19 protein-coding genes are annotated in these 21,859 nt (G+C 73.3%); 6 read left to right on the top strand and 13 right to left on the bottom strand.

The window, feature by feature from the left end:
* Position 1: 1 nt before the first annotated feature.
* From DZA62_RS06250 to pknB, 4 genes are all read left to right on the top strand, one after another.
* Positions 2-1,459, top strand: a complete 1,458-nt coding sequence (locus tag DZA62_RS06250) for a PP2C family protein-serine/threonine phosphatase (protein WP_116947965.1) — start codon at positions 2-4, stop codon at positions 1,457-1,459.
* On the top strand, positions 1,456-2,850 hold the full coding sequence (locus DZA62_RS06245) for an FtsW/RodA/SpoVE family cell cycle protein (RefSeq protein WP_116947963.1): 1,395 nt from the start codon (positions 1,456-1,458) through the stop codon (positions 2,848-2,850). The genes DZA62_RS06250 and DZA62_RS06245 overlap by 4 nt, the downstream gene beginning before the upstream one ends.
* The gene (locus DZA62_RS06240; RefSeq protein ID WP_116947962.1) at positions 2,847-4,316 is read left to right on the top strand and encodes a peptidoglycan D,D-transpeptidase FtsI family protein; all 1,470 of its coding nucleotides are present in this window, start codon (positions 2,847-2,849) and stop codon (positions 4,314-4,316) included. The genes DZA62_RS06245 and DZA62_RS06240 overlap by 4 nt, the downstream gene beginning before the upstream one ends.
* 85 nt (positions 4,317-4,401) lie before the next feature.
* Positions 4,402-6,276 carry a Stk1 family PASTA domain-containing Ser/Thr kinase gene (gene pknB, locus DZA62_RS06235; protein WP_116947960.1) on the top strand — a complete coding sequence of 625 codons (1,875 nt, stop codon included), beginning with the start codon at positions 4,402-4,404 and terminating at the stop codon, positions 6,274-6,276.
* Between the two features lie 78 nt (positions 6,277-6,354).
* Here pknB and DZA62_RS06230 read toward each other — a convergent pair whose 3' ends face one another.
* Together DZA62_RS06230 and DZA62_RS06225 are read right to left on the bottom strand one after the other, a co-directional pair.
* Complete coding sequence (locus DZA62_RS06230; protein ID WP_116947958.1) at positions 6,355-6,996, bottom strand: aminodeoxychorismate/anthranilate synthase component II; 642 nt, start codon at positions 6,994-6,996, stop codon at positions 6,355-6,357.
* Positions 6,993-7,730 (bottom strand): DUF881 domain-containing protein, encoded by a 738-nt coding sequence (locus DZA62_RS06225; RefSeq protein WP_116947956.1) that lies wholly within the window; start codon positions 7,728-7,730, stop codon positions 6,993-6,995. Before DZA62_RS06225 ends, DZA62_RS06230 begins: the two co-directional genes overlap by 4 nt.
* A 109-nt stretch (positions 7,731-7,839) precedes the next feature.
* On the opposite strand from DZA62_RS06225, the gene DZA62_RS06220 reads away from it, so the two are divergent.
* Positions 7,840-8,097, top strand: a complete 258-nt coding sequence (locus DZA62_RS06220) for a cell division protein CrgA (protein ID WP_116947954.1) — start codon at positions 7,840-7,842, stop codon at positions 8,095-8,097.
* Positions 8,098-9,440: 1,343 nt separating this feature from the next.
* Here the strand turns inward: DZA62_RS06220 and DZA62_RS06215 are convergent.
* Together DZA62_RS06215 and DZA62_RS06210 are read right to left on the bottom strand one after the other, a co-directional pair.
* Positions 9,441-10,232, bottom strand: a complete 792-nt coding sequence (locus DZA62_RS06215; RefSeq protein WP_198663467.1) for a rhomboid family intramembrane serine protease — start codon at positions 10,230-10,232, stop codon at positions 9,441-9,443.
* A gap of 160 nt (positions 10,233-10,392) precedes the next feature.
* Positions 10,393-10,917, bottom strand: a complete 525-nt coding sequence (locus DZA62_RS06210; protein WP_116947950.1) for a peptidylprolyl isomerase — start codon at positions 10,915-10,917, stop codon at positions 10,393-10,395.
* Positions 10,918-11,065: 148 nt separating this feature from the next.
* Here DZA62_RS06210 and DZA62_RS36225 point away from each other — a divergent pair, with 148 nt between their 5' ends.
* Complete coding sequence (locus tag DZA62_RS36225) at positions 11,066-11,824, top strand: hypothetical protein (protein WP_198663465.1); 759 nt, start codon at positions 11,066-11,068, stop codon at positions 11,822-11,824.
* Positions 11,825-11,830: 6 nt separating this feature from the next.
* On the opposite strand, the gene cobT is transcribed toward DZA62_RS36225, so the two are convergent.
* From cobT to DZA62_RS06160, 9 genes are all read right to left on the bottom strand, one after another.
* Positions 11,831-12,892, bottom strand: a complete 1,062-nt coding sequence (gene cobT, locus DZA62_RS06200; RefSeq protein ID WP_116947948.1) for a nicotinate-nucleotide--dimethylbenzimidazole phosphoribosyltransferase — start codon at positions 12,890-12,892, stop codon at positions 11,831-11,833.
* Positions 12,889-14,652: an Rv2231c family pyridoxal phosphate-dependent protein CobC gene (gene cobC / locus DZA62_RS06195; RefSeq protein WP_198663464.1), complete on the bottom strand. Its 1,764-nt coding sequence runs from the start codon at positions 14,650-14,652 to the stop codon at positions 12,889-12,891. Before cobC ends, cobT begins: the two co-directional genes overlap by 4 nt.
* A 137-nt stretch (positions 14,653-14,789) precedes the next feature.
* Positions 14,790-15,551: an adenosylcobinamide-GDP ribazoletransferase gene (cobS, locus tag DZA62_RS06190; RefSeq protein WP_116947944.1), complete on the bottom strand. Its 762-nt coding sequence runs from the start codon at positions 15,549-15,551 to the stop codon at positions 14,790-14,792.
* Positions 15,548-16,942 carry a cobyric acid synthase gene (locus DZA62_RS06185; RefSeq protein ID WP_198663463.1) on the bottom strand — a complete coding sequence of 465 codons (1,395 nt, stop codon included), beginning with the start codon at positions 16,940-16,942 and terminating at the stop codon, positions 15,548-15,550. The genes cobS and DZA62_RS06185 overlap by 4 nt, the downstream gene beginning before the upstream one ends.
* A complete protein-coding gene (gene cbiB, locus DZA62_RS06180) occupies positions 16,939-17,859 on the bottom strand; it encodes an adenosylcobinamide-phosphate synthase CbiB (protein ID WP_116947942.1) in 921 nt (306 codons plus the stop codon). The genes DZA62_RS06185 and cbiB overlap by 4 nt, the downstream gene beginning before the upstream one ends.
* Positions 17,856-18,659 carry an ABC transporter ATP-binding protein gene (locus DZA62_RS06175; RefSeq protein ID WP_408618262.1) on the bottom strand — a complete coding sequence of 268 codons (804 nt, stop codon included), beginning with the start codon at positions 18,657-18,659 and terminating at the stop codon, positions 17,856-17,858. The genes cbiB and DZA62_RS06175 overlap by 4 nt, the downstream gene beginning before the upstream one ends.
* Positions 18,660-18,664: 5 nt before the next feature.
* Complete coding sequence (locus DZA62_RS06170) at positions 18,665-19,726, bottom strand: FecCD family ABC transporter permease (protein ID WP_116947938.1); 1,062 nt, start codon at positions 19,724-19,726, stop codon at positions 18,665-18,667.
* Positions 19,727-19,730: 4 nt separating this feature from the next.
* Entirely contained in the window at positions 19,731-20,708 is a 978-nt protein-coding gene (locus tag DZA62_RS06165) for an ABC transporter substrate-binding protein (RefSeq protein WP_198663462.1), read from the bottom strand.
* Positions 20,709-20,944: 236 nt separating this feature from the next.
* A complete protein-coding gene (locus DZA62_RS06160; RefSeq protein WP_116947936.1) occupies positions 20,945-21,853 on the bottom strand; it encodes a sigma-70 family RNA polymerase sigma factor in 909 nt (302 codons plus the stop codon).
* Positions 21,854-21,859 lie beyond the last annotated feature (6 nt).

The raw sequence follows: 21,859 nt of genomic DNA, 5'->3' as shown, positions 1-21,859 counted from the left end.
GATGCCGTTGACGCTGCGCTACGTCGCGCGCTCCGACGTCGGCCTGGTCCGGGAAGGCAACGAGGACTCCGGCTACGCCGGCCCTTATCTCCTGGCCGTCGCCGACGGCATGGGCGGCCACGCGGCCGGCGAGGTCGCCAGCCAGGCGGCCATCGACGAACTGGTGCTGACGGAGCGGGAACCTCGCGACACCGACCCGCTCCAGACGCTGACCACCGCCATCGAGGCGGCCAACAAGCGCATCCGCCAGCTCATCGTCGACGACTCCAGTCGCGAGGGCATGGGCACCACGGTCACGGCACTGCTGTGGACCGGCACGGCGCTCGGGCTCGGTCACATCGGCGACTCCCGCGCCTACCTGCTGCGCGACGGCGCCATCCGGCAGCTCACGCACGACCACACGTTCGTCCAGTCGCTGGTCGACGAGGGTCGCATCACGCTCGAGGAGGCCGGCGTCCACCCGGCCCGCTCGCTGATCCTCAAGGCACTGCAGGGGCAAGGCGACGTCGACCCCGACCTGCAGGTGCTCGACGTCCACCCGGGCGACCGCCTGCTGGTGTGCAGCGACGGCCTCACCGGCGTGGTCTCCGACGCCACGCTGGAAGAGACGCTCGGCTCCGTGGCCGGACTCGACGACGCCGCTGACGAGCTGATCCGGCTGGCGCTGGCCGGCGGCGCGCCCGACAACGTCACGCTGGTCCTGGCCGACATCGTCGAGACCGACACCCCGCGGCAGCCCGACGACACCGCCGAGGCGTTCCTCGTCGGCGCCGCGGCCAGCAATGACGCTCCTCCGCCGGAACGGCCGCACCGCCGCCGTCCGGGCGCGGCGTTACGGGCGCTCGTCGGCGCCGAGGAGCATCGGCCGACGCCCGACGACCTCGAGGCCATGCGCTACGCGCCGCAGCCGCCGCGACGCCGTCGCTGGCTGCGCACCGTCGTCATCGTGGCCGCCATCGGCGCCATCGGCTGGGTCGGCCTCGACCTCGCCAGCAACTGGGTCCGCAACCAGTACTACGTCGGCGACAGCAACGGCCAGGTCGCCATCTACCAGGGCGTCAGCCAGGAGATCGGGCCGGTCCGGCTGTCCGAGCTGCACGACGTCCCGGGCGGGCTGCCGATCGAGGCGCTGCCCGACCTCTACCGCGAGCAGGTCGCCGACACCATCACGGCCGACGACCTCCAGGACGCCGACGCCGTCGTCGAGCGGCTGCGGCTCGAGGCCTGCCGGGCGCACGCGCGCGTCGGCGGCGGCGAGACCCCGACACCCACGCCCACGCCGACACCCACGCCCACGCCCGCCGCAACCCCGGCGCCGCGGGCGGGCGTGGCGGCGACCACCCCACCGGCGGAGCCGCCGGCCACCGAGCCCACCGACGGCGCCACCGACGGCACCGGCGACGAGTGGCTCGGCAGCGACGTCGGCTACCCCGGACTGCTCTGTGCGGGGACGTCATGAGTCTCGACCGCGCCCGCGCCCGCACCGACGCCCCCGCGTCCGAGGCGGTCACCCCCCGCCGCGGCCGGGGGACCGAACTGGTGCTGCTGATCTTCGCCATCGGCATCGCCACGTTCGCCTACGTGAGCGTCGACCTCGGCGCGCTCGGCCGAGTGCCGCCGAACGCGCTGGCCTACCTCGGCGGGTTGTCGGCCGCGACGGCGGTGGCGCACGTGGTCATCCGCCTCCGCGCGCCGTACGCCGACCCCGTCATCCTGCCGATCGTCGTGACGCTCTGCGGACTCGGCCTGGCGATGATCCACCGGCTCGACATCGCCGACGGGACCACCAGGGCGTCCACGCAGCTCACCTGGATGGCGATCGGCGTGACGCTGTTCGTCGGCGTGCTGATCTTCGTCCGCGACCACCGGGTGCTGTCGCGGCTGCCCTACATCGCCGGCCTGGGCGGACTGCTCCTGCTGGTGCTGCCGCTGTTGCCGGTCATCGGTCACTCCATCCGCGGCGCCCGCATCTGGATCAACGTCGGTGGCATGACGTTCCAGCCGGGCGAGGCGGCCAAGATCATCCTGATCATCGCGTTCGCCGCCTACCTGGTGCAGACCCGCGACGCGCTCGCCCTGGCCGGCCGCCGGTTCCTCGGCGTCGACCTGCCCCGGGCCCGCGACCTCGGGCCGATCCTGCTGGTCTGGCTCGGTGCCCTGGGCATCCTGGTGGTGCAGAACGACCTCGGCCCGTCGGTGCTGCTGTTCGGCATCTTCGTGCTGATGATCTACATCGCCACCGAGCGCATCTCGTGGATCATCCTCGGCCTGCTGCTGATCCTGGCCGGCGGGTTCGCCGCCAACGCCGTCGTCTCGCACGTCGCCGAGCGCATCGACTTCTGGATGGACCCGTTCATCGACCCGCAGGGCCAGGTCGCGCAGTCGCTCTACGGGCTCGCGTACGGCGGGCTGCTCGGCACCGGCCTCGGTCAGGGTCGTCCGGACCTCACCCCGATCGCCGAGAGCGACTTCATCGGCTCGGCGCTGGGTGAGGAGCTCGGCCTCACCGGGCTCATCGCGATCATCCTGCTGTACGCGCTGCTCGCGTCGCGCGGCCTGCGGGCCGGCCTGCTGCTGCGCGACCCGTTCGGCAAGCTGCTGGCCGCGGGCCTCGCCGCCGGGTTCTTCCTGCAGGTCTTCATCGTGCTCGGCGGTGTCACGCGGCTCATCCCGCTGACCGGTCTGACCACGCCGTTCCTGTCCCTCGGCGGCTCGTCGCTGGTGATGAACTGGGTGCTCGTCGCGTTGCTGATCCGATTGTCCGACGCGGCCAGGCGGCCCGCACCGCCGTCGGCGACCGCGTCCTCGCAGACGGACACCGCCGTCACTCAGGTCGTGAGAATCCGATGAACTCCCCGATCCGCCGCATCGCCGCCGGTTGCCTCCTGCTCTGCGTGGCACTGCTCATCAACGCCACCTACGTGCAGGCGTTCTGGGCCGACGATCTCAACGCGCGCTCCGAGAACCGCCGCGTCCTGCTCGACGAGTTCTCGCGTGAGCGCGGCCCGATCCTGCTCGCCGACGACACCCCGGTCGCGCAGTCGGTGCCCGTCGACGACGAGTACCAGTTCCAGCGTCAGTATCCCGAGGGCCCCATCTACGCGCCGCTGACCGGGTACTACTCGTACTTCTTCGGCCGGACGGCCATGGAGCGGGCGCAGAACGACATCCTCTCCGGCGACGACGACCGGCTGTTCGTCCGCCGGCTCATCGACCTCGTCACCGGCGAGGAGCCGCGCGGTGGCGCCGTCCGGACGACCATCGACCCGGCCGCTCAGCAGGCCGCGTGGGACGGCCTCACCGACAAGGGCTTCAAGGGCGCGGTCGTCGCCATCGACGTCCAGACCGGCGCCATCCTGGCCATGGTCAGCACGCCGTCGTACGACCCGAACCCGATGGCCAGCCACTCGACCGCAGAGCAGCAGGAGACCCGCGACGCCCTGACGGCCGACCCGAACAAGCCCGACCTCAACCGCGCGATCGCCCAGCGGCTGCCACCGGGCTCGGTGTTCAAGCTGGTCACGGCCGCCGCCGCGCTGGAGTCCGGCGACTACGACCCGAACACCGAGGTCCCCGGACCGGCCGACTACGACCTTCCGCAGTCGACCCGATCGCTGCCCAACCAGAACGGCCAGGCCTGCCTCGACGGCACGCCCACGCTCACCGAGGCGCTGCGGATCTCCTGCAACACCGCGTTCGCCTACCTCGGCAACGAACTGGGCGACGACGCGCTGCGCGAGCAGGCCGAGAAGTTCGGCTTCGGCACCCAGCCGCTCACCAACGACGACATGAACGCCGCGACCAGCGTCTTCCCGTCCGACCCGGACGCGCCCCAGACGGCGTTGTCGGCGATCGGCCAGTTCGACGTCTCCGCGACGCCGCTGCAGATCGCCATGGTCTCCGCGGCCATCGCCAACGACGGCGTCCTGATGGAGCCGTACCTCGTCCGCGAGGTCAGCGGTCCGGACCTCGTCAGCCCGATCGAGCGGACCGAGCCCGAGGAGCGCACCCGCGCCGTCTCGCCGGAGACCGCCGAGGAGCTGACCTCCATGATGGTCGACGTCGTCGAGAACGGCACCGGTGGCAACGCACAGATCGAGGGCATCCAGGTCGCCGGCAAGACCGGCACCGCCCAGAGCTCGGCCGACCGGCCGCCTTACGCCTGGTTCACGTCGTTCGCGCCGGCCGACGAGCCCAGCGTCGCGGTCGCCGTCGTCATCGAAGATGCGCCCGATACCGCCCGCGACGACATCGGTGGCGGCCGCCTGGCCGCACCGATCGCCAGGGCGGTCATGGAGGCGGTGTTGGGATCGTGACCATCTTCACTGTTCGGTCAGGTACAGCGCCGGGTAGCCCGAAACGGGTAGCCTGCCCGGGGTCGAGTCGAGAAAGGGCCGCGCAATGAACGAGTTGCGACTCCTCGGAGATCGCTACGAGCTGGGCGAGGTGATCGGCCGTGGAGGCATGGCCGAGGTTCGCCGCGGCCGCGACTCCAGGCTGGGCCGCATCGTCGCTCTCAAGATGCTGCGGGTCGACCACGCCAGCGACGCCACGTTCCAGGCGCGGTTCCGCCGCGAGGCGCAGTCGGCGGCGTCGCTGAACCACCGCAACATCGTCGCTGTCTACGACACCGGCGAGGACTACGTCGACGGCCACCGCATTCCGTACATCGTCATGGAGTACGTCGAGGGCCACACGCTGCGTGAGCTGCTGCAGGAGCATCAGCGGTTCACGCCCGAGCGGTCGATCGAGATCCTCGTCGCGACACTCGACGCGCTGGAGTACAGCCACCGCGCCGGCATCGTCCACCGCGACATCAAGCCCGGCAACATCATGATCACGAGCGGTGGCGAGGTCAAGGTCACCGACTTCGGTATCGCCCGGTCACTGGCCGACACCGGCATGGCGCTCACCCAGACCGCCGCCGTCGTCGGCACCGCGCAGTACATCTCGCCCGAGCAGGCGCGCGGCGAGCAGGCCGACGCCCGCAGCGACCTCTACGCCAGCGGCTGCGTGCTCTACGAGCTGCTCACCGGCCGGCCGCCGTTCATCGGCGAGTCGCTGGTGTCGGTGGCGGTGTCGCACGTGCGCGAGCAGGCCACGCCGCCGTCGGCGCTCGACCCCAACATCACGCCCGAGCTCGACGCCATCGTCATGAAGTCGCTGGCCAAGGACCGCCTGCACCGGTACCAGAGCGCCTACGAGATGCGCACCGACCTCGAGCGGGCCGCCGCCGGACTGCCCGTCGCCGCGGCCGCCGACACCTCGGCCGCGACGCAGCTGATCGCCAACGCCGCGCCGGCCACCGTCGCGGCCGGCGCCCTGCCCCTCGACGACGACACCCCGTACCCCGACGAGTACGAGGACGACGAGGACGACGAGCGCAAGGGCTTCAGCTGGTGGGCCGTCGTCCTCGGCGCACTGGCCGTTCTGGCGATCGCCGGACTCATCGGCTACCTGGTCTTCAACAGCGGCGGCACCGCGCAGGCCACGGTGCCGAACCTCGTCGGCATGACGCAGGAAGAGGCCACGGCCAGGCTCGCCGACGAGAACCTCGAACCATCGGTCGAGACCGAAGCCACGGACGACCCGAACCAGATCGACACCGTCATCCGCCAGGAACCGCGGCCCGCCACGCAGCTCGACGAGGGCTCCACGGTTACCCTCGTCGTCGGTGTCGCGCCCGACATGGTCACCGTGCCATCGGTGGTCGGCGTTCAGCTCGAGGACGCCGAGGCCGATATCGAAGCGGCCGGCCTGCAACGCGGGAACGTCACCCGTCAGGACAACGAGGCGCCGGCCGGCGAGGTGCTGAGTACCGAGCCCGCGGGCGGCACGGCCGTCGCCCCCAACTCGTCCGTCGACATCGTGGTCTCCACCGGAGAGGTCGCGATTCTGGTGCCGAACCTGATCGGCCAGAGCGCGGACGCGGCCACCAACGCGCTGGACCGGCTCGGTCTGAGAGCCGACGTCCGCCGCCAGGAGACCGCTGACCAACCCGAGGGCAACGTGTTCCGGCAGGAGCCCGGAGAGGGCGAGGAACTGCAGGAAGGCGACACCGTCATCATCTACGTCGCCGAGGCCCCTGCGCCCACCGAGGAGCCGACGGAGACCGAGACGGAGACGCCGACCGACGAGCCGACCGAGACCGAGACGCCCGGCACCGACTCCGGGGCCGAGGGCGGAACGGAGACCGGCGGCGACGCGGGCACAGACGCCGGAACCGACAGCGGCAACGAGACCGGCGGCGACGGCGGCGGCGTCCTCGGCCCGTAGCCGGAATCACGGCACGAACGAGAGCCGCGCGGCTCGGGAGACGTCCTCCCGGGCCGCGCGGCTTTCTCGTGTGTGAGGTCAGGCGGGGAGGTCGGCGGCCGGGCCGTGCGCGACCACCGGGGCGAGCCCTGCGGACCGGGCCACCGCGCCGTCGTCGCCGCAGTCGGCGAGCCAGTTGGCCAGCATGCGGTGGCCACCCTCGGTGAGCACCGACTCCGGGTGGAACTGGACCCCCTCGACCGGCAGCGACCGGTGCCGCATGGCCATGATGACGCCGCCCGCGGTGCGCGCCGTGACCTCCAGCTCGGCGGGGACGGTGTCGGGCTCGACCGCCAGCGAGTGATAGCGGGTGGCGGTGAACGGGCTGGCCAGCCCGGCCAGAACGCCGTCGCCGTCGTGGAGGACCTGACTGGTCTTGCCGTGCAGCAGCTCCGGCGCACGTCCGACGGTGGCGCCGTACGCGACACCGATGGCCTGCAGCCCGAGGCAGACGCCGAAGATGGGGGTGCGCCCGGCCAGCGTGTGGATGAGGTCGATGCAACCGCCGGCCTTCTCGGGCGTACCGGGGCCGGGCGAGAGCAGGATGCCGTCGTAGCCGTCGGTCGACCCGATCTCGTCGTTGCGGCGCACGTCGCACTCGGCGCCGAGCTGTGCGAGGTACTGGACGAGGTTGAAGACGAAGCTGTCGTAGTTGTCGACCACGAGAATGCGCCGGCTCACGACGTCTGGCCTCCCTGAACGCTGCCGGTGAAGGCCGGCATCGTGATGTTGTCCTCGCCGCCGACGCGGTAGGTCAGCCCGATGCGGTCGGCCCAGGCGCGGTACTCGCGCACTGCCGGCGCCGCGTCGAGCGCGTCGCGCATGGCGTCGGCGTCGCCGATGGCGCTGATGGTGTACGGCGGGTAGAAGGTGCGGCCGTTGAGCAGCAGCACCGGGCCCTCGCACTGGACCGTGCTGGTCGAGACGATGCGCTGGTCCATGACGGTCATGGCCTCGGCGCCGCCCGCCCACAGTGCGTTGATGACGCCCTCGAGGTCCTGCTGGTGCACCAGGTAGTCCTCGGTGTTGAACTCGGAGTCCTCGCCCAGGTTGTTCGGCAGCGGCGCGTCGTCGAGCGTGACCGTCAGGCCAGGCCCCTGCACCGGCGTGAGCCCGGCCGCCGGCATCAGCTCCTCGGTGTGGCGGTCGACCTCGGCGGACTCGCTGCTGCCCTGGCCGCCCGTGAGGTCCGTGATGTCGGAGTTGAGGTCGTCGATGCGAGCCTGTAGTTCCTGAACCCGCTGCTCCTCGGCGCGGACCAGGTCGGAGAACGCGATGACGTCGCTCCCACGCAGGTCGTCGCCGTCGGCCGCCTTGGCGCTGGTGATGAGCAGGACACCACAGCCTGCGAGCACCACGGGCGCCAGGAACCGCCAGGCCCGGGGATAGTCGGACGACCGGCTGATGGTGTCCACCTCCAAGTGGGACGATCGGGACTGCAAGCCGCGATGTGGGCGCTCGGCCTGCTGACGACTACGCTAGCCGAGCATCACCGCAACCAGCCAAGACCGAGAGGAACCGACCGTGCCCAAGTCTCGCAGCCGTCGCAAGGACGACGACTACACCCCTCCGGAGCGGGGCGAGCTCAAGGACCCGACGGTCTCTGGTCGCTGGGTCGTCCCCACCATGATCACCTTGCTCCTCGTCGGGCTGGTGTGGATCGTCGTCTACTACCTCGTCGGCGACGACATTCCGCTCGTCCAGGACCTCGGTGGATGGAACCTGTTGATCGGCATGGGTCTGATCACCGGCGGGTTCATGACCGCCACGCGCTGGAAGTGACGGCTTTTCGTCACTGACCTGCGGGAACGGTGTTGTCCACAGGTTATTGCACAGCTGTGATTACACGCGTGTAATTTTCCCCAGTGGGGATAACCCCTGTGGATAACACCGTCCGCAACGGTGCTTGTGGACGCCCGGCGCGTCGCCGGCCGGGGCTGGCCGCTGTCGGTCACGGCCGCAGCTGGTGGCTGGCGGTGTTTCACCTCGGCGCGGACGCTCCCGCTTGTCCGCACCACTCGCGCACCGGATCACACCGCGAACAGCAGGGTGCGCTCAGACAGGACCGGGGCCGACCGCTGACCGGCTCGGCCCAGTGGCGCGACGCAGGTGTCGCCTCTGGGAACCGAGTCCGCCACGCCGAGCCGGCCGAGCCGCTGACCCTTCCCGTCCGACCAGGCCAGCGGTAGCCGGGCAGCCAGGCTCCCGCACACCAGGTCAGCGGCAGCCAGACCGCCACCCCATGTCACCGTCCGCCAGGCCGGCAGCACGGCACGCCGCCAGCACCTGGGATCCCGCAGATCCTGGCCGGCGGGAGCCAGGCCGCCAGCACCTGGCGCCGCCCGCCCGACGACGTGGCGGGCGAGAAGGGCGACCGCCGCCGACCCCGACCCGGCCGTCGCACCCGAGGCAGAAGCACCGTCGACCGAGCGCGAACGACACCGCCACGGAGCTCGTCCGCACCGTGATGTGCCGGCACCGCCGACTCGCACCCCGCCAGGACGACGAGCGGCGGCAGAAGGCGGCGTCTCGCAGGCCGCCGTCACTCGCGCGAGCGGCTCTTCACCCGCGCCCGAGCCGAATGACGGCCAGGTCGGCACATCATCCGGCTGTGTGGCGGGCGAGGAGCATTCCTGGCGAGTCCGGCCGGGCCACGTGACATCGCCCTGCAGCCGCCCCGATCGGCCCGCTCGCGCCGGAGGCCAGGGCCAGCGGTCGCCGGCTACATCGAGCTCGGCATCGCCCGACGGGCCCGCGACCATGCGCAGCAGGTCCGGATGGGTCCGGGCGTCGAGTCCGGTGCGATGCTCGGCGTGGACACCGGCCGCTCGGAGGACCTGGCGGCCAGGTCCAGGTCGGCGGCGCCCGGTTCGCGCCGTTCGGCGGCGGCAAGCGATCAGGCACTGGATGGGAGGCGGGGCCGGTCGAGTCACGAGAGTTCACCGAACTCGAGGCGATCCAGCCCTGAGCCCGCCGGCCGCCAGGTGGTCACAACCCGTACCGGTCCGGACCGGGGCCTGACCCACTCGACCGGCCCGACCAGACCTCCTCGGCGGACCCGGCCAGGCCGCGCCACACGACACCCGCCGCGCCGCACGTCACCGGGCAGGCCGACCGGGACGACGTCAGGTGACGGCGATCATGATGGCCGTCGTGATGAACATGGCTGCGGCCAATGAGCCGATCAGCGCCCACAACCCGCGCTGCTCCTTGGGCGCGTAGGCGAACACGGCCGCCAGCGCCGTCCCGATGACCAGACCACCCAGGTGCGCCCGCCAGTCGATACCCGGCACGGTGAACCCGAACACCAGGTTGATGCCCAGGATCACCACGATGCCGCCGGTATCGCGACCCAGCCGCCGCGCGATCACGAACAGCGCACCGAACAGGCCGTACACCGCGCCCGACGCGCCGTACGACAGCTGGTAGGGGTCGGACACGGTCAGCAGCGACGCCGCCGTACCGCCGAGCGCGGACAGCAGGTACAGGGTGATGAACCGGCTGCGGCCGAGGATCGGCTCCAGCGAGCTGCCGAGCATGTACAGCGCGACCATGTTCAGCCCGATGTGGAGCACGTTCTCGTGCGTGAACGCGGCCGTGATGAGCCGGTACCACTGCCCGTCGACGACGCCGAAGGAGAACGGGTCGTTGCGCTCGCCGAGGACGAGGCCGAGCCGGGCACTCAGTTCGTTGGTGCCGATGCCTCGGGCGTAGCGGTCGTAGAACGAGTCGCCGCGGGTCCCGATGACCAGGCCCATGACCCAGATGACGACGTTGATGCCGATGAGCGTGAGCGTGACGACGTTGGAGCTGGTGTCGCGCCGGTGGCCGCCCAGCACGGTGCGGCCCTGACGCACGCCCTTGCGGCCCTCGGCGACGCACTGCGGGCACTGGTAGCCGACCGGGGCGGAGATCATGCACTCGGGGCAGATCGGCCGCTCACACCGCGAGCAACGGATGTACGTCTCGCGGTCTGGGTGGCGGTAGCAGGTCGGCGGTGCGGCCGAGTCGCCGCTGGCGGGCGGCCCGGCCGGACCGCCGGCATTTCCGGTCATGGAGAACGCCGGCTCTCGGGTCTCAGCCGCCGGTGACGGTGACCGACTCGATGACGACGGGCTCGAGCGGCCGGTCGGTGCGGTCGGTGGGTGTGGCGGCGATGGCGTCGACGACGTCGCGGCTGCTCTGGTCGGCCACCTCACCGAAGATGGTGTGACGGCGGTTCAGGTGCGGCGTCAGGCCGACGGTGATGAAGAACTGCGAGCCGTTGGTGCCCGGCCCGGCGTTGGCCATGGCCAGCAGGTACGGCTTGTTGAACGCCAACTCCGGGTGGAACTCGTCGGCGAACTCGTAGCCCGGGCCGCCGCGGCCGTTGCCCAGAGGGTCGCCGCCCTGGATCATGAAGCCGGAGATCACGCGGTGGAAGACGGTGCCGTCGTACAGCTTGTCGCTGGTCTTCTCACCGGTCTCCGGGTTGACCCACTCGCGCTCGCCCTTGGCGAGCTCGACGAAGTTGCGCACCGTCTTCGGGGCGTGGTTCGGCAGCAGTGCCACGGTGATGTCGCCGCGGTTGGTGTGCAGGGTGGCATGAAGCTGGTCGGCCACGGGTAAGCCCTTCGCTGTTCGACGTCCTCGATTTGCTCCATCCTCGCACGCCGTGGCGTATGTCGGCATACGGTCGTCGGTAAGGCAAGATCGGGGGGATACGACGGGGACAGGGGCCCTGCACGCGATCCGACAAGGGAGGCCCAACGTGAGCAGGCTATTCAGCATCCGGCGGAACGGCAGCACCGAGGACGCCAAGGTGCGCACGCAGGAGGCTGCGGAACAGGCCCGCCAGGCCGCACGTGAGGCCGGCCGGCGCGCCCGCGAGGCCGCGACACCGGTGGTCGACTCCGCGCGTGAGCGGCTGGCGCCGGTGGTCGAGTCCGCGGTCGACAAGGTGGGCCCGAAGGTCCAGGCGGCCCGCGAGAAGGTAGGCCCGGCCGCCAACCAGGCCAAGGACACGCTGCTGCACGACGTCGTCCCGCGGGTCGCCGACTCGCTGGCGGTCGCGGCTGACAAGTTCTCCGAGCGAGCGCACGACCTGTCCGAGCGCACCGCCGCGCTCGCGGAGAAGAGCGAGAAGCAGCGCAAGAAGAAGCGTCGCCGCCGGGTCGTCGCCGTGCTGGGCGGGTTCGCCGCCGCGGGCGCCGCGCTCGCCGCGGTGGTGCGCCGTCGCGGGCAGTCCGATCAGTGGACGACGTACGACCCGTCCACGGGTCCCTGGGCACCCGCGCCGGCACCTGAGGCCAAGCCGGACGACGAGCCCGGGCCGGTCGCCGCCAAGAAGTCCGCAGCCGGTTCCGACGGCGCCGGCGACGACAAGCCGGCCGCGAAGAAGGCGGCGCCGGCGAAGAAGAGTGCCCCGGCCAAGAAGGCCACCGCCAAGAAGGCACCGGCGAAGAAGTCGACGCCCGCCTCGACGGCCGGCAACAGCACCCAGGGCACTCTCGACGGCAGCCAGAACTAGCAGGCGTCAGCCGGCATCCTTCGTCACCTCGGCGAGGGTCGCCATCTCGGTGAGCACCCGTGCGGCGGCTTGCACCAGCGGGACCGCGAGCAGCGCGCCGGTGCCCTCACCGAGACGCAGGGACAGGTCGAGCAGGGCCGGTTCGCCGAGGCGGCCGGGCAGCGTGCGCCCGCCCGGCTCGGCCGACGTGTGCCCGGCGACCAGATAGCCCACGATCTCCGGGCAGAGCGCGACGGCGGCCAGCGCGGCGGCCCCGGTGACGACGCCGTCGACGACGACGGGGATCCGCGCGGCCGCGCCGGCCAGCATGACGCCGACCAGCGCGGCGTGTTCGAGCCCACCCAGCGACGCCAGCGTCCCGAGCGGGCCGGGCTCCTCGGCCTCGGCGTGCCGCGCCAGCGCCGTTCGCACGACGTCGAGCTTGTGCGGCGTCCGGCCGTGGTCGAGGTTGGCGCCCTTCCCCGTCACCTCGGCCGGGTCGACACCGGTGAACGCCGCCATCAGCGCGGCCGACGCCGTCGTGTTGCCGATGCCGACCTCGCCGGTCACCAGGAGATCGGCGCCGCCGTCGATCAGCTCCGCCGCGACCCGTGCGCCCGCCCGAATCGCCGCCCGGCACTCGTCGAGCGTCATAGCCGGCTCCACGGCGAGGTCACGCGTCCCGCTGCGTACCCGCTCGTCGCGGACGCCGTCGGGAACCGGGCCGAGCTGCAGCGTCCCGACGTCCACCACGACGACCCGAGCGCCCACGGTCCGGGCGATCGCGTTCACCGCGGCGCCCCCGGAGACGGCGGTCGCGACCATTGCCGCCGTCACCTCCTGAGGCCAGTCCGACACACCTTGCGCGTGCACGCCGTGGTCGGCCGCGGCCACGATCACCGTCGGCGACGACGGCACCGGTGGCGGGCAGTGCCCGCCGATCGCGGCCAGCTGCGCGCCGAGATCCTCCAGCCGCCCCAGGCTCCCCGGCGGCTTGGCCAGCCCGGCGTGCCGTTCGCGGGCCTGCTCCAGCGCCGCGTGGTCGACCGGGCGGACCGACGCGATGAGCTCCTCGACAGTCGGCGTCATGCCGAACCCCTTTCCTCGATGGTGCGTAGCGCGGCGATCAGCCGCTGGTTCGTCGCGCGGTCCCGGACGGCGACGCGCACGGCGCGGTCGTCCAGCCCGGGGAAGGTGTCGGCCCGGCGGGCGGCCAGGCCGTGCTCCAGCAGCCGGTCGCGCAGACCGGGACGGCCGGAGCGGACCAGCACGAAGTTGGCGTGCGCGTCCCACACCTCCAGGCCGCCGACGGCCCGCAGGCCGGCGATCAGCTCCGCCCGCAGCCCGGCGACGGCGGTGGCCCGGGCGCGCCGCTCGTCCTCGGCGACCGGCGAGGTCAGGGCCTCGATCGCGGTCAGCGCGAGGCTGTTGACGCTCCACGGCCGGCGTTCGGCGGCGAGCCGGCCGACGAGGTCCGGCGGGCCGACGACGTAGCCCACCCGCAGGCCGGCCAGGCCCCACAGCTTGGTCAGGCTGCGCACGGCGAGGACGCCCGGGAGGTCCCTGCGCCCGGCCACGCCGTCGGCGTCGTCGAGGAACTCGGCGAACGCCTCGTCGACGACGACGATCCGCCCGGGCCGGACCAGCGCCGCTACCGTCTCGGCGGGATCGAGCACGCCGGTCGGGTTGTCCGGCCGCCCGAGCACGACGAGATCCGCGGCCTCCGGGACGGAGGACGGGTCGAGCCGCCAGCCCTGCTCGGCGTCGCGCAGGACCCGGACTCCGGGTAAGCCGGCCGCTCGCAGCGCCGCCTCGGGCTCGGTGAACGACGGGTGCACGCAGGCGGCCAGCCGCGGCCGTAACACGCGAGCCAGGAGCCAGAACGCCTCCGCGGCGCCGTCGACGACCAGGCACTCCTCGGCGGGACGGCCGTGGCGGGCGGCCGCCGCGGCCCGGGCGGCACGGTCGTCGGGATAGGCGGCGAGATCGCGCACCGCCGCCGCCAGCCGATCGGCCAGCCACGACGGCGGACCTGGCTGCACGTTCACCGCGAGGTCGACCATCCCGGCCGGCACCTGGGTGTCGCCGTGCTCGCGCAGAGGTGGGTCCACCGACGCGCCCGCCGCCGACTGGCCGGTCTCCGGGCGGACGGCGATCGTCGGCTCTCCCGGCGGCGCGAACCCTCCCAGGGACGATGACCCTTCCGGCGTCGCCGCGTCAGCGGGTGTCGCGAGGTCGCCCGCCGGCGGGGCGGCGACCGGGCCGGACGAGGGTGAGGTGCCAGAGGCCGAGACACCAGGCGGCACGTCGGGCTCGAGGCGGACGACGCGGCCACCGACCACCAGGAGAGCCTCGTCCGCCGCCGCGGAGAGCGACTGCACGGCCCGTCCGTGCACGTCGACGTACAGGCGGGCGCCGGGACCGCCGGCGTGCACGCCGAGGCCGGGCTGACCCGCGATGACCAGCACGTCGACGTCCAAGGCAGCGACCGCGCCGGTGAACGCCCGCAGCGCCGCCACCACGCCGTCCTCGGCGCGGACTCGCCGCGCGGGGTCGGGAACGTCGTCGCCGACGAACACCCCGGACGATTCCAGGGTCTCGGCCAGCCAGGTATCCAGCGCGTCGACCAGCACGAACGTGCCCGCACCCGCGTCGGCGACCGCGGCGGCCAGGTCGAACGTCTCCAGCGTCCGCCAGTGCGCCGGACGGTCCGCGCGGTGCCGCTCGACCCGGGCCGCGAACTCCTCGTCGCGGACCACGGCGGGCGCGACGACCACGACCGGACGGCCGCTCGCTTCCGCCCGTCGCGCCGCCAGCCCCGACTTGCCGGACTTCTGACCGCCCAGCACCAGCGTCAGCCGTCCCCCGACCGCCGCCGACCGGGGTTGATCATGGAGAAGCGCGGCGTCCGTGCCCGACGGAACCCGCGTTTCTCCATGATCAACGTGAGTGGAGGCGGGCGGTGGGCCGGGGCGAGGCTCGGGATTCACAGCAGGTCCTCCTGGGCCAGGGCCACGACGGCGATCGCGACCGCGAGGTTCGTCAGCGCCACCGCGGCGCCGAGCACGTCACCGGTGACCCCGCCGATGCGCCGCCGGGCCGCCCGGCGCAGGCCGAGCACCGGCACCGCCGCCGCGGCGAGCACCACCGGCGCCCACCAGCCGGACGTCAGCACCGCCACGACCAGCACGGTCACCGCCGCCACCACCGTGTCCGCCGCGCCGAGCCGGCCGAGCCGCTGGCCCTGGCCGTCCGCCCGGGCCGGCGGCAGCCAGGCCGCCAGCACCAGGGGCGCCGCCCGCCCGACGACGTGGCCGGCGAGCAGGATGCGGGCGACGTCGGCGAACGCGGCGGAGCCCGATCCGGCCGTCGCGACCAGCGCCACCCGCAGCAGGAGGTCACCGGCCAGGGCCAGAGCGCCATACGTGCCGAGCCGGCTGTCGCGCATGATCTCCAGCCGCCGCTCGCGGGTCGCGCCGCCCCACAGTCCGTCGGCGGTGTCGGCGAGGCCGTCCTCGTGCAGCGCGCCGGTGACGATCACCGTCGCCAGCACCGCCGCCACCGCGGCGACGAACGGACCGGCCAACTCGTCCGCCACCCACCACACGCCCAGCCCGACGCCGCCGACCAGCGCTCCGACCAGCGGAAACCACGCGCCGGCCCGATCCAGCGCGGACCCGGCGAACGGGGCCGAACCGACCGGGATCCGGGTCAGGAACCCCACCGCCGCCCGCAGTGCCGCGATCACGACAGCCCCACCAACGACCGCAGCAGCCGCGTGTCCAGGTGCGCCTCCACCACGTCGGCCAGGCGCTCGAACGTCGCGTCGAGGGTGCGTGACGGCCGGGCGCCGAACAGCGCCTCGAGCACCGCGGGGTCCTCGAACAGCCCATGCAGGTACCACCCGGCGACGTTCCCCTCCGCGGCGACAAGGGCGTCGGACCCGTCGGCATCGACCGTGCGGCCCTGCCGGATCTCGTAGCCGTCGACGGGCAGGCCGCTCAGCGCGGCCCACGGCGCACCGAACGCGGGCAGCGTCACCGACCGCCGCCGGAGCAGCTTGTCGCGCTCGAACGTCGTGGTCAGCGGCAGCAGGCCGAGCGCGTCGCCGGCGCCGTCGACCCCGAACGGGTCGTCCAGCCGCCGCCCGAGCAGCTGCAGCCCGCCGCACACGCCCAGGACCCGCACACCGGGCCGCGCCGATGCCGCCACGACCGCGTCGTCCATCCCGGACGCACGCAGCCAGCGCAGGTCGGACGCCACGTGCTTCGACCCCGGCAGGATCACCGTCGCCGCGCCGTCGAGATGCCACGGCTGGGTCGCCCAGCGCACGTCGGCGACCTGCTCCAACGCAGCGAACTCGTCCAGGTTGGACGCCGCCGGGTAGCGGACGATCGCGACCGGCGGCAGCCCGCCCCGGACCGGCGCCCGCAACGCCGCGCCGTCCTCGTCGGGGAGGTCGTGCCGGATCATCGGGACGACGCCGACGGTCGGCACGCCCGTGAGCCGCTCCAGCTGCTCCGGGCCGGGCGGCAGCAGCGACGCGTCGCCGCGGAACCGGTTGAGCACGAAGCCGCGGATGCGCCGCTGGTGGTGCGGCGGCAGCAGCGCCCACGTGCCGTAGAGGTGCGCGAACGCGCCGCCGCGGTCGATGTCGACGGCGAGCAGCACCGGCGCGTCGGCCCGCTCGGCGACCCGCATGTTGACGATGTCGTTCGCGGCGAGGTTGATCTCGGCCGGGCTGCCGGCGCCCTCGATGACCACGACGTCGTACTCGTCCAGCAGCTCGGCCAGCGCGTTCTCGACGGTGGGCCAGAGGGCCTCGCTGCGGTCGCGCCACGGCCGCCGGGACAGCTCGGCGTCGACCCGGCCGAGCCGCACGACCTGGCTGGTCCCGGACTCGGGCTTGAGCAGGACGGGGTTCATCCTGACCTCGGGCTCGACCCCGGCCGCGCGCGCCTGCAGCCACTGCGCGACGCCGATCTCACCGCCGTCGACGACCCGCGCGTTGTTCGACATGTTCTGCGCCTTGAACGGCGCGACCGTCAGGCCCTGCCGTGCGTACCAGCGGCACAGCGCGGTCGTGAGCAGGCTCTTCCCGGCCCAGCTGGTGCAGCCCTGGAGCATGACGGCGCTCATCGTGACCGCACCCCGGCGGTGACGGCGGCAGCGGCGGCCAGCGCCCATCCACGGTGCCGGGCCAGCCGGAGCGCCGCCTCGACGTCGGCCGACCCGACGGCCCGGCCGGCCGCGCCCAGGGCGTAGACGTCCGGTTTGGCCAGCCGCACGCCGAGGCGCAGCGCCAGGGCCGCCATCGGCCAGCCCGCGTTCGGCGACGGGGTCAGCGCCGCCTCGGCGCGCAGCCGGCGCCAGGACACCCGCCGCCCGGCCAGCAGTGCGCCGGTGAGCCGGGACGGCACGAGATTCAGCAGGTCGTCGGCGCGGGCGGCGACCCGTCCGGCGTGGTTCCAGCGCGGCGTGCGGTAGCCCCAGACGGCGTCGGCCGTGTTGGCGAACCGGTAGGCCGCGGCCGCGGGCAGCCCGCCGGCCGCGTACCAGACCAGCGGCGCGACGACGGAGTCGGACAGGTTCTCGACCAGCGACTCGACCGCCGCCTGCCGGATCTCGTCCTCCGTCAGCGAGGTCACGTCGCGGCTGACGATGCGCGCCACCGCCGACCGCCCGGCCTCGACACCCTCCGAGACCAGCGCGTGCTCCACCGCCGTCACCTCGTCGAGCAGCATCCGGTGCGCGAACAGTGGCCACAACGCCGCCCCGGCGACCAGCGGCCGGACCGGCCGCGGCAGCCGTGCGACCGCCCGTGAGGCGAGCCGGCCCGCGCCGTACGCCGTCGCCGCGCCCGCGACCCAGGCCAGCCCGCCGGCCGTCACCGCCCGGACGGGTGGGCTCGACGGCACCCGCCGGCCGGCCCACGTCAGGTACCGCCCGATCCAACGCACCGGATGCGCGGCCAGCGGCGGTTCGCGCAACGTCGCGTCGAGCACCACCGCGACGGCGACGCCCGCCGCGGCACCCACCGACCTGGTGGCGTTCATGCCACCCCTCCGACGTCGCGGATGCCGCCGGCCGGCCGCGACCGCAGCGGTACGACCACCACACCGCCCTGCGGATCGGTGACCACCCGCACGCGGGCGCCGTAGTGCTCGCGGATCAGCTCCTCGGTCAGCACCTCCTGGGCCGACCCCTGCGCCACCACCCGGCCGTCGACCAGCAACACCAGGTGGTCGGCGAACTGACCGGCCGTGGTGAGGTCGTGCAGCGCACTGACCACCGTCAGTCCGCGCGACGAGCGCAGTTCGTCGACCAGCTCGAGCACCTGCTGGGCGTGGCCGAGGTCCAGCGAGCTGGTCGGCTCGTCCAGCAACAGCACCGGCGCCTGCTGGGCCAGCGCCCGGGCGAGCACGGCGCGCTGGAACTCGCCGCCGGACAGCTCCGTGACCATGCGGCCGGACAGCGACCGCAGCTCCAGTGTGTCGAGCAGCTCGCCGGCCACCGCGAGATCCTCGGCCGACTCCGTGCCCAGGTACGGCACGTACGGCGTGCGCCCGAGCAGCACGTAGTCGAGGACTGTCATGCCGTCGGGCCGGGCCGGGTCCTGCGGGACGACGGCCACCTGGCGGGCTCGCTCGCGCGACCGCAGCCGCGCGACCTCGACGCCGTCGAACGCGATGGTGCCGGTGTGCGTGACCGCCCCCGACACCGCTCGCAGCAGCGTCGACTTCCCGGCGCCGTTCGGCCCGACCAGTGTCAGCCAGGTCCCGGCCGGGACGCCGAGGCTGACGTCGTCGACCACCCGCCGCTCCAGCAGGGTGACGCCGACACCGTCGACGGTCAGCGCGGTCACCAGGACCTCCGAGAGCTGCGCAGCACGAGCGTGAAGAACGGCGCGCCGACGAACGCGGTGACGACACCCACCGGCAGCTCGCCGGGCGACACCACGGTGCGGGCGACGAGATCGGCCACCACCAGGAACGTCGCGCCGACCGCGGCCGCCAGCGGCAGCACGATGCGATACGACGAGCCGGCCAGCATGCGCACGATGTGCGGGACGACGATGCCGACGAACCCGATCAGCCCGCTGACCGAGACCGCGGCCGCCGTGCCGAGCGTCGCCGCCAGCACCACCACGAGGCGGACCCGGGCCGCGGGGACGCCGAGGGTGCCGGCCTCGTCAGGCCCGACGCTGAGCACGTCGAGCAGCCGCCGGTGCGCCAGGATCACGATCGCCGACACCGCGATGTACGGCAGCACCGCCAGCACCTCGTCCCACCCGGCGGTCAGCAGCCGGCCGAGGATCCAGCCGTACACCTCGCGCAGGGAGTCGGTGTTGCGCTGGTTGACGTACGTCTGCACCGAGGTCAGGAAGGCGGCGACCGCGACGCCGGCGAGGATCAGCGAGTTGGTGCTGCGCCCGCCGACGCCTCGCCCCAGCGCGTACGTGGCGGCGACGCCCAGCACGCCCCCGGTGAACGCGGCCAGCGGCACCAGCAACCGGCTACCGCCGGAGACGATCGCGAACGTCGCCCCCAGCCCGGCGCCGGCGGCGACGCCCAGCAGGTAGGGGTCGGCCAGCGGATTGCGGAACACGCCCTGGTACCCGGCCCCGGCCAGCGCCAGCATCGCTCCGACCATCAGGCCGAGCACGACCCGCGGCGCGCGCAACTGCCAGAGCACCGCCGCCTCGCGGTCGTCCAGCCCACCGGCGAGGTCGACGCCGGGCACGAGGTTGACGATCTCGGTGACGACGCCGCGCAGCGGCAGCCCCGCCGGCCCCACCGTGAGGCCGAGCAGGACCGCCGCGACGAGCAGCGCGAGCGAGCCGACCAGCCAGCGCCGGGGCAGCCGGACCGGCCGCAACGTGGGCGTCGCGGTGTCAGGCTCGCTCCTGGCGGCGCTGCTCATGGCGTCATTCGGCCGGCGCGAGCGCCGTCCGCTGCTCGACGACGGTGCGCAGGAAGTCGACGATGCGCGGCCCCCAGCGGCTGGCGATGTCGGGATCGACCTCGACGACGCGGTCCTGCTGGACGGCGCTGAGCTGGTCCCAGCCCGGCCGGGCCGCGATGTCGTCGGCCGTGACGCCGCCGGCCCCGCCGTCGGCGAAGAAGACGATCTCCGGGTTCGCCGTGACGATGAACTCCGGCGACAGCTGCGGGTAGCCGCCGGCGGCGTCGGGCGCCTCGTCGGCGATGCTGGTCAGGCCGGCCAGCCGGTAGATCTCGCCGATGAACGTGCCGCTGGTGACGGTGTACAGGTTGGGGTCGAGCTCGTGGTAATACGTCACCGGCGGCGCGTCGGCCGGGACCTGCGCGACGAGCTCGTCGACGTCTGACCGCAGCTGCCCGACCAGCTCGGCGGCGTCGCCGACGTGACCCGTGACGGCGCCCAGCTGCTCGAGCTGCGTGTAGGTGTCGTCGAGTGTGACGGCGGGCGCCAGCACGATGGCCGGGATGTCGACGGCGGCCAGGCCGGAGACGAGCTCGCCCGGATCGCTGGACGCGATGACGAGGTCGGGGTCGTACCCGATGATCGCCTCGACGTTGGGCTCGAACGCGGACAGGTCCGTGGTCGGTGCGTCGGCAGGGTAGTTGGAGTACGAGTCGGCGGCGACGACGGCGTCACCGGCGCCGATGGCGAACAGCATCTCGGTGGCCGTGGCCGACAACGAGACGATGTGCTCGGGCTGCTCAGCGATCTCGACCGGCCCGTCCTGGGTGTCGACGGTGACGGGGAACGCGGCATCGTCGCCGGAGTCACCGGCCGCGGCCGACGACGGCGCGTCGCTCGGCGCGGCCGAGCTGTCGTCGGAGTCGTCGCCACAGGCCACGAGAACGAGCGGGAGCGCGGCCGCCAGCAGGGCGAGCCGCGCGGGGCGGATGGTTCGCAACGTGCGCCTCCTTCAGACGGTAAAGGGGCGCGGATGGCGGGGTGCCATCTGCGAACCGCCCTTCTACCGAGGACGAATCCGGGCCACGAGGCTGGCGACCTGGCTCGTCCGTCCGCGGCAGGCGGGCGGCTTCACAGTTGCGGGACAGCGCCGGAATCGAACCGGACTTCGCAGACACTCGTCGCACCCGGGCCGCAGCCCGGGCATTCGCGATCCTATCGCCTCCGGCGCCGTCGTCACTGCCGGAACAGCGTGACCTCCACCTCGGCGATCGCATCGGGGTCGCCGACCATGTCGATGGCGGTGATGCGATCGCCGTCGAAGGTGAACCGGAACAGCGCCCGCGGCTGCCCGCCGGGCGCCCACGCGGCCGCCGGGACACCGTCGACGAGGACCGTCTCGGCGTGCGCCGCCCGGCCGGAGAAGACGCCGGCGACGGCGTCGGCGCCGCGGAGCAACCGGACCAGCTCCGGCGCGCCCTGCGCCCGGCCGGCCTTCGCGTTCTCGATCGCGACCTCGTCGGCGCGCAGCACGACGTCGGGGTCGAGCAACGCGAGCAGGTCCTGGAACTGACCGTTGCGGGAGGCCGCGAGGAACGCGTCGACGACCAGCCGCTGCCGGGCCGGATCGGCGGACGGCGCACGGGCGCCCTGCACGCGGCGACGCGCCCGGCTGGCCAACTGGCGGGTGGCGGCTGGCGTGCGGTCGAGGATGGCCGCGATCTCGTCGAACGGCATCGCGAACAGATCGTGCAGGACGAAGGCCAGCCGCTCGGCCGGCGCGAGCGAGTCGAGAACGACGAGCAGGGCCGGACCGACGGTCTCGGCCAGCAGCGCCTCGCCCTCGGGATCGGGTGCGGCGTCATCGATGGTGGCGGTGTCGCGGTCGGCGTCGTCGTCGAGCGGGTCCTCGCGCCGCGACGTCCGCGACCGCAGCATGTCCAGCGCCACCCGCGACACCACCGTCGTCAGCCAGCCGCCGAGGTTGCGTACCTCGTCGGTGTCGGTGCGGCTCAGCCGCAGCCAGGCCTCCTGCACGGCGTCGTCGGCCTCGCTGGCCGAGCCCAGCATGCGATAGGCCACGGACCGCATGCGCGGCCGGTTCTCCTCGAACCGCTGGGCCAGCCAGTCGTCGTCGCGCGTCACGTCACA

The organism is Jiangella endophytica, assembly GCF_003427025.1.
Taxonomy (GTDB): Bacteria; Actinomycetota; Actinomycetes; order Jiangellales; family Jiangellaceae; genus Jiangella; species Jiangella endophytica.
The sequence above is the reverse complement of the archived record's forward strand: the minus strand, read 5'-3'. Positions and strand labels throughout refer to the sequence as shown.

Excerpts from the sequence above, each read along its gene's own strand:
- DZA62_RS06240 (WP_116947962.1), top strand. The coding sequence starts at position 2,847 with ATGAACTCCCCGATCCGCCGCATCGCCGCCGGTTGCCTCCTGCTCTGC.
- cobT (WP_116947948.1), bottom strand. The coding sequence starts at position 12,892 with ATGACGCCGACTGTCGAGGAGCTCATCGCGTCGGTCCGCCCGGTCGAC.
- DZA62_RS06185 (WP_198663463.1), bottom strand. The coding sequence starts at position 16,942 with ATGAGCGCCGTCATGCTCCAGGGCTGCACCAGCTGGGCCGGGAAGAGC.
- cbiB (WP_116947942.1), bottom strand. The coding sequence starts at position 17,859 with ATGAACGCCACCAGGTCGGTGGGTGCCGCGGCGGGCGTCGCCGTCGCG.
- DZA62_RS06245 (WP_116947963.1), top strand. The coding sequence starts at position 1,456 with ATGAGTCTCGACCGCGCCCGCGCCCGCACCGACGCCCCCGCGTCCGAG.
- DZA62_RS06170 (WP_116947938.1), bottom strand. The coding sequence starts at position 19,726 with ATGAGCAGCGCCGCCAGGAGCGAGCCTGACACCGCGACGCCCACGTTG.
- DZA62_RS06250 (WP_116947965.1), top strand. The coding sequence starts at position 2 with ATGCCGTTGACGCTGCGCTACGTCGCGCGCTCCGACGTCGGCCTGGTC.
- pknB (WP_116947960.1), top strand. The coding sequence starts at position 4,402 with ATGAACGAGTTGCGACTCCTCGGAGATCGCTACGAGCTGGGCGAGGTG.
- DZA62_RS06215 (WP_198663467.1), bottom strand. The coding sequence starts at position 10,232 with ATGATCTCCGCCCCGGTCGGCTACCAGTGCCCGCAGTGCGTCGCCGAG.